This window comes from Bacteroidota bacterium, assembly GCA_034439655.1.
In the GTDB taxonomy this organism is placed as follows: domain Bacteria; phylum Bacteroidota; class Bacteroidia; order UKL13-3; family UKL13-3; genus CANJUD01.
Genome location: JAWXAU010000117.1, coordinates 1 through 6,377, shown reverse-complemented (window position 1 = coordinate 6,377; position 6,377 = coordinate 1). Strand labels below are relative to the sequence as shown.

At 36.1% G+C, this 6,377-nt stretch carries 7 protein-coding genes and 1 riboswitch; of the genes, 4 read left to right on the top strand and 3 right to left on the bottom strand.

What is annotated here, in order from left to right; all coding sequences use genetic code 11:
- Window positions 1–1,063: amidohydrolase (locus SGJ10_08355; GenBank protein ID MDZ4758135.1), on the bottom strand; the 1,063-nt coding region annotated here is incomplete at its 3' end.
- A gap of 86 nt (window positions 1,064–1,149) precedes the next feature.
- A riboswitch (TPP riboswitch) is annotated at window positions 1,150–1,244 on the top strand.
- Between the two features lie 54 nt (window positions 1,245–1,298).
- On the opposite strand from SGJ10_08355, the gene SGJ10_08350 reads away from it, so the two are divergent.
- Entirely contained in the window at window positions 1,299–3,485 is a 2,187-nt protein-coding gene (locus SGJ10_08350) for a TonB-dependent receptor plug domain-containing protein (GenBank protein ID MDZ4758134.1), read from the top strand.
- Here the strand turns inward: SGJ10_08350 and SGJ10_08345 are convergent.
- The gene (locus SGJ10_08345) at window positions 3,459–3,692 is read right to left on the bottom strand and encodes a DUF2892 domain-containing protein (protein MDZ4758133.1); all 234 of its coding nucleotides are present in this window, start codon (window positions 3,690–3,692) and stop codon (window positions 3,459–3,461) included. The genes SGJ10_08350 and SGJ10_08345 overlap by 27 nt on opposite strands.
- 119 nt (window positions 3,693–3,811) lie before the next feature.
- Entirely contained in the window at window positions 3,812–4,015 is a 204-nt protein-coding gene (locus SGJ10_08340; protein MDZ4758132.1) for a DUF2892 domain-containing protein, read from the bottom strand.
- 171 nt (window positions 4,016–4,186) lie between these two features.
- Between SGJ10_08340 and SGJ10_08335 the strand changes: the two genes are divergently transcribed.
- From SGJ10_08335 to SGJ10_08325, 3 genes are all read left to right on the top strand, one after another.
- The gene (locus SGJ10_08335; protein MDZ4758131.1) at window positions 4,187–5,119 is read left to right on the top strand and encodes a GDP-L-fucose synthase; all 933 of its coding nucleotides are present in this window, start codon (window positions 4,187–4,189) and stop codon (window positions 5,117–5,119) included.
- 63 nt (window positions 5,120–5,182) lie between these two features.
- Window positions 5,183–5,842 carry a thiamine diphosphokinase gene (locus SGJ10_08330; protein MDZ4758130.1) on the top strand — a complete coding sequence of 220 codons (660 nt, stop codon included), beginning with the start codon at window positions 5,183–5,185 and terminating at the stop codon, window positions 5,840–5,842.
- Between the two features lie 33 nt (window positions 5,843–5,875).
- On the top strand, window positions 5,876–6,377 hold a 502-nt coding region (locus SGJ10_08325), incomplete at its 3' end, for a hypothetical protein (GenBank protein MDZ4758129.1).

Below are 6,377 nucleotides of genomic sequence, written 5' to 3'. Positions count from 1 at the left end.
TCAAATTCTTATAGAACTCGTTTTTGTTTTTCAAATCATATATCGTGAAGCAAAACTCAATTTTCGCCGAGTCAAGTAAATAGGGGTTATAAGGCGACATTTGCCAATGCAATAGCTGCTGCAAACTATATTTTTCGTTCACATATATATTGTCAGTTTTAAATGCTTGTTGAAAATTAAGCGGCGTAATAACTGCACAACCCAAGTTCTTCAAATCTTCCAAACGTTGGTATTCTCCACCATCCGTTTTATATATATATTTCTGCCCAAACTCATTGGCAATTTTTGCAGCACGAAACACATTCCACTTATTTCCCGCATCAAATAATTGCGGTAATTTTTCATTTGTTATATAATACTCCAGCGACAAATCTGTTTCCTTAATTGTAGCGGTTTTATACCATTGTATATCATATAATGTTTGGCGTAACAGTGCTATAGAACCCATCAAAGCACTTGGATACATTTGGGTGGAACTGCCTTTGTTGAATGAATAATTAGTGCTTACCTGTGGCCATACCAATACTTTATTATCGCTTGCCTTGGCTAGTGTTACCAAGCATCCCGTTCCACGGGCAATACCATCCATATTGTGCGATACCACACATCCAAAACCCAGGTTGCGAAGCTGGGAAGCCGTTTTCTCGTCGGCATCAAATATTTCCGCTGCATTGGTCTCGGGTCTGATGGCCTCATTCTGATTATAAGGTCCTGGCTTATTGCTATTGAATTGATTACTGGTAGCGTCTTTTGCTTTCTTAACAGGCATTCCATAATTGCTATATATATCAATAAACGACGGATAAATAAATTTTCCTATCACATCAACAGTATGATAGTCTTTGGGTATTAAAATACCCTTACCACACTGTTTTATTTTTCCGTCTTCTACCAATAATACTGCATCAGTTATCTGTGTTTGGGCATCAATAAAAACTGTGGCATGTGCAAATGCAATTTTCGTAATCCGCGGTGTTTTTACATCATTATTATAATAATTTGTTTGGGCATCAGCCTCTAATAAAAAAACTTGTAACAATATATAGAATAAAATCTTCTTCATGAATTTGCTCGGTAAATTAAAATCTTTGCAATATTATGAAAATAAAGTTTAACATGGATTATGTTTTTTGCTTATTATTGCAGCCAATTAATCTTTAGGGGTGTCCACAAAATGGACTGAGATCACACCCTCATAACCTGCTCAGGCTAGTACCTGCGAAGGGAAAAGAGAGAAACTTTTTAATGGTTTCTGTGTGCTTCTCACTTTTTTGGGCCGCTCCGTAACAAAAACGGACATGAAAAAAACAAGCATTATACTATTCATCTTTCTGGCAAACTGCACTTTAGCCCAAACAGACACCTCCCAAGTGCTTGACGAAGTAAACGTGAACGCTGTGAGGGCAAAGACCAATCCTTCTAATACCTTAGTAGGCAAAAAAGAAATCGATGCCAACAATACAGGACGCGATTTGCCTTACCTGCTTAACCGCACACCATCCACTGTGGTTACCAGCGATGCAGGCAATGGATTCGGTTATACAGGAATTCGCATTAGGGGTGTGGATGCTACTCGTATTAATGTGACCGTGAACGGCGTACCACTCAATGATGCTGAAAGTCATGGTATGTATTGGGTAGACTTGCCCGATTTTGCATCGGGCACCAATAATATACAAGTGCAGCGTGGTGTGGGAAGTAGTACCAACGGAAATGCTGCGTTCGGTGCAAGTATCAATTTGAAAACATTGGAACAATCGGATAAAGCGTATACGAATTTTGCAACTTCTTTTGGATATATCATGCCTGAGAAAACTGGATTTGTTGGCACTAAACATAATCGCTTTAGTCAAAAGTACAATATTAATTTTGGTACGGGAAAAATAAATAATTGGACTGTGGATGCACGATTGTCGATGATTAATTCCGATGGTTATGTTTTACGTAGCAAGGCCGATTTAAAATCGTATTATATACAAACAGTATATAATAATAAAAATACTTTGGTGAAACTGATACATTTCTCGGGCAAAGAAGTAACAGGCCAGGCATGGAATGGTGTGCCTGAAACAGTATTGAAAGGGGATTCAGCAACTCCTCCAAATAGAATATATAATGAATTCACCTATAAAAATCAAACCGACAATTATAAGCAAGATTATTACCAAGCATTTTACACCAAAAAGCTAAGTAAATTTATATTTAATACCGCCGTGCATTATACCAAAGGATATGGTTATTACGAAGAATATAAAACCGCTGCCCCACTAGCTCTGTATGGTATTGTGGCTGATAGTGGTAAAACAGCGAATTCCGATTTAATTCGCCGTCGGTGGCTCGATAATGGTTATTTTGGTTTAATGGCCAATGCACAATTTAAAAACCTAATTTTGGGTCTGCATGTATCACAATATACAGGTAAAAATTATGGGGAAGTTATATGGGCAAGATATGCCGGAAACAGCGAGAATAGTCAAAAGTATTATAATGGTAAATCCACCAAAAATGAAGTCAATGTATTTGCAAAGTATTATAATAAGTTCAGCAACAAATTAACCTATTTTGTAGATGTGCAGTATCGTTATATTGATTATTCCCTGAAAGGGAATGACGATGTATGGGGATATTTGGTAGAATATAAACACCACCTCAACTATAATTTTTTCAATCCCAAAGCGGCACTGAATTATGAACTGAATAATGCAAATAAATTAAATATATATTATGGTATTTCTAATCGTGAACCCGTAAGAAGTGATATCATTCTTTCTTCTGATTCACTATTGCCCAAGCCAGAGATGATGCAGGATATAGAGTTTGGATGGAACTTCCATAAGAGCAAATTAACGGTAAATACCAATATGTATTATATGTATTATAAAAACCAATTGGTGAACGATGGCAGCGTGAACGATGTAGGTCAATATAATCGGATAAATGTTCCTGTAAGTTATAGGGCAGGTATTGAGTTGGAAGCAAATTATAAAGCAAATGAAAAGTTTACATTATATGGTAATATTACTTTTAGCCAAAACAAGATAAAAAACTATAGTGAATTTTTGGATTTTTACGACAGCAGCAATACTTGGGTCGAAAACAAATTAAATAAAATTTATAAATCAGTCGACATCGCCTTCTCTCCTTCCATTACTGGGTTTGCACAAATAAAATATGTGCCTGCAAAAGATTTCCAGATTGGATTATCTGGGAAATATATATCGCGTCAGTATTTAGACAATACCCAGAATAAATTACAAAGTATTGACCTTTCTGTGGTTTTTGATTTGCAAATAAATTATACCGTTCGCACAAAAATTTGCAAGCAAATTGATATTAGCGTTTTGGTAAACAATATAACAAATGCTCTATACACTACCAATGGATATAGTTCTGCAAAAATTGTAACGGGACAACGGGTACTTGATAATAAGTATTACCCCAATGCAGTAACTAATTTCTTAATGCAGTTGCGGTTTAGCTTGTGATTCTTTCGTGGGTATGGTGCTTATCCCTAAAACTTTGTAAATAGGACAAACCCCAAAGATAATAGTTAAAAAGAAAATGATTGCCAGAGACAAATCGATAATTGCCCAAACTCCTGGTAGAACCCCGCTAAAAAAAAGAACGACCAAGGTAATGACTATTAAAGCCCGAATTCCGTGGTCTGGATTGCTCATGTTTTGTTTCATCATTATTATAGTTTAATTTTAATGATACAAAATACCCGCAAAAAATGGGCGGTAAAAATGACTCTCTTCAGTTTCTCAACTGATTATTGTCATGTTTTATAAGCAAATTTGGAAAAGTACCTTTAGCTCTGAGCCTCGGTGCTTTTCGCGTTGAGCCCCAGCACCACATATAAAGGGCAGAACCCCAATAAGATGGTAAGTGAAACAATGGCCAAATCGAAGTTGTCGCAAACACCCGCAGCACGTATGCTTAATAACACAACACCTAAGGTAATTGCAACCAATCCTCCTATGAGGAAGAATGGATTAATTCTGTTCTTTTTCATTATCTTTTTTTGTTTATAATTAATACCGCAAAGAGACATTAAGAACATTAGGTGAATTATGACGCACTTATCCCATAGTTAATGATTTTAGTCATAAAGTGCAAACTGTGTTGTGGTGAAATTCATATATTTTTGCATTTCGATTTAGAATTACTTAGCACAAAGCAATACATGGAAAAAGAAGCGAAAATATATATAGCAGGCCACCGTGGAATGGTTGGCTCGGCCATGCACCGCAGGTTGCAAGAGGCGAGATTCACAAATTTTGTCCTTCGCACTTCTTCTGAACTTGACTTACGAGATCAAAAAGCGGTAGGAGATTTTTTTGAAAAAGAAAAACCTGATTACGTATTTCTTGCTGCGGCAAAAGTGGGTGGTATTGTAGCAAACAATATTTACCGTGCCGATTTTATATATGATAATCTGCAAATACAAAACAATATCATACACCAAAGCTATATAAACAAGGTGAAAAAATTGATGTTTTTTGGCTCTAGCTGTATCTATCCCAAAGCGGCCCCGCAACCCATGAAAGAAGATTATTTGCTTACAGGTGTATTAGAACAAACCAACGAACCTTATGCCATTGCCAAAATTGCGGGTATCAAAATGTGTGAAAGTTACCGCCGTCAATATGGATGCAATTATATAGCCGTAATGCCCACCAACCTTTATGGTCCCAATGATAATTATCATTCCGAAAATAGCCATGTATTGCCCTCCCTTATTCGCAAATTTCACGAAGCAAAAATGCAGCACAATCCAACGGTTACTATATGGGGAACAGGTAGCCCCTTGCGTGAATTTTTATATGCTGACGACCTTGCCGATGCTTGCTTCCACTTGATGATGAATTATAATGAAGAGCTTTTTGTAAACGTGGGATATGGCGAAGACCTCAGTATAAAAGATTTGGCCTTGCTCATTAAAAAAGTAATTGGTTACGAAGGAGAATTGGTTTTCGATACCTCACGCCCCAACGGTACTGCCCGAAAACTGATGGACTCGAGCCGTTTGTTTACTACCGGATGGAAGCCAAAAATAAAACTAGAGGATGGAATTCAATTAGCATATAATGATTTTTTAAGCAAACATTTATTATAATAGATAATCTGGCGTCAGCATTCCCATTCGCCGCGGCGAACCGAATCCCGAATCCTATATCCCATGTCAAGCCACCACGTAGTTAGAGATAAGCAAGAGCCCGCACTTATTATAGCAAATGGCGAAGCTTGTAGTGCCGATTTATTGGGGCAGTTGCTGGAATGGAATCCCTTTGTATTGGTGTTGGATGGGGCTATTGACAGGGTATTGGATATGGGTATCAACCCCGATGCCGTGCTGGGAGATTTTGATTCGGTAATTGATTTAGATACAAAACTTGTCCATTTGCCCTATACAAAAAAACTATATAAACCCGATCAAGAGTTCACAGATTTGGACAAAGGAATATTATATTTAATACAAGAAGAATATCCTGCCGCCAATATTGTATGGGCTACTGGCAATCGCATAGACCATACCATCACGAACCTTTTTAATATGGCACGTTATCATACAAAAATAACTTTATGTATGATAGATAATTATTCAAAAAAATATATCCTCCCAAAATCTTTTGAAAAGTGGTATCCTGCAAATACTATTATATCTTTAATACCGTGCGGTACGGTAACAAGTATCAAAACTTCGGGATTGGCATACAATCTTAATGGTGAAAGTCTGGTATTGGGGCATAAGGCTGGAAGCAGTAACCACACAGTTGCTGATGGGTTTGTAAAAATAGAATATGATAGTGGGGAGTTATTTATTGTAGAGAATTTTTGATGTTGAAACTTTGATTTATTATCTATAAACAAAATGAAAAAGTCAAAACATGCCCTCGATATAGTGTCTGTAATAGAAAATTTAGAACTTCCTGTTCCTGATAATTCGATTAAAAAAATAGATATTGAATCGAAAAACACCCTTAAAAAGCCTGAAGTTGGCTGTTCATTGGATGATATATTGAAACAAAAAATAATAAGTTTAAATGGTGACAAGGTCTATATATATCATAATAAAAACATTAAGAAAGTTGGAGATGCTAACGTTTTTGAAAATTCTTATGAGCATATCTACAAAATTGTTAATAACAAATATGGTTCTAGCATATATCGAAATATAGACAACAAAGAAGAAATCAACAATACCGCTAATTATCTAACGCAATTAATAAAACAAATAGATTTTAGGCAGTTTAAAGCAAAACAATTAATTGGTATTAATTGGAAGTTGATACAAGGGAAAAGTTTACCTAATACTACTATACGGTTGATGGTAAATAAATATGAAGTTGATATTGTTATGGATGATTTAATTA

Coding starts and splice junctions, on each gene's coding strand:
- SGJ10_08350 (MDZ4758134.1), top strand. CDS start 1,299: ATGAAAAAAACAAGCATTATACTATTCATCTTTCTGGCAAACTGCACT.
- SGJ10_08345 (MDZ4758133.1), bottom strand. CDS start 3,692: ATGATGAAACAAAACATGAGCAATCCAGACCACGGAATTCGGGCTTTA.
- SGJ10_08340 (MDZ4758132.1), bottom strand. CDS start 4,015: ATGAAAAAGAACAGAATTAATCCATTCTTCCTCATAGGAGGATTGGTT.
- SGJ10_08335 (MDZ4758131.1), top strand. CDS start 4,187: ATGGAAAAAGAAGCGAAAATATATATAGCAGGCCACCGTGGAATGGTT.
- SGJ10_08330 (MDZ4758130.1), top strand. CDS start 5,183: ATGTCAAGCCACCACGTAGTTAGAGATAAGCAAGAGCCCGCACTTATT.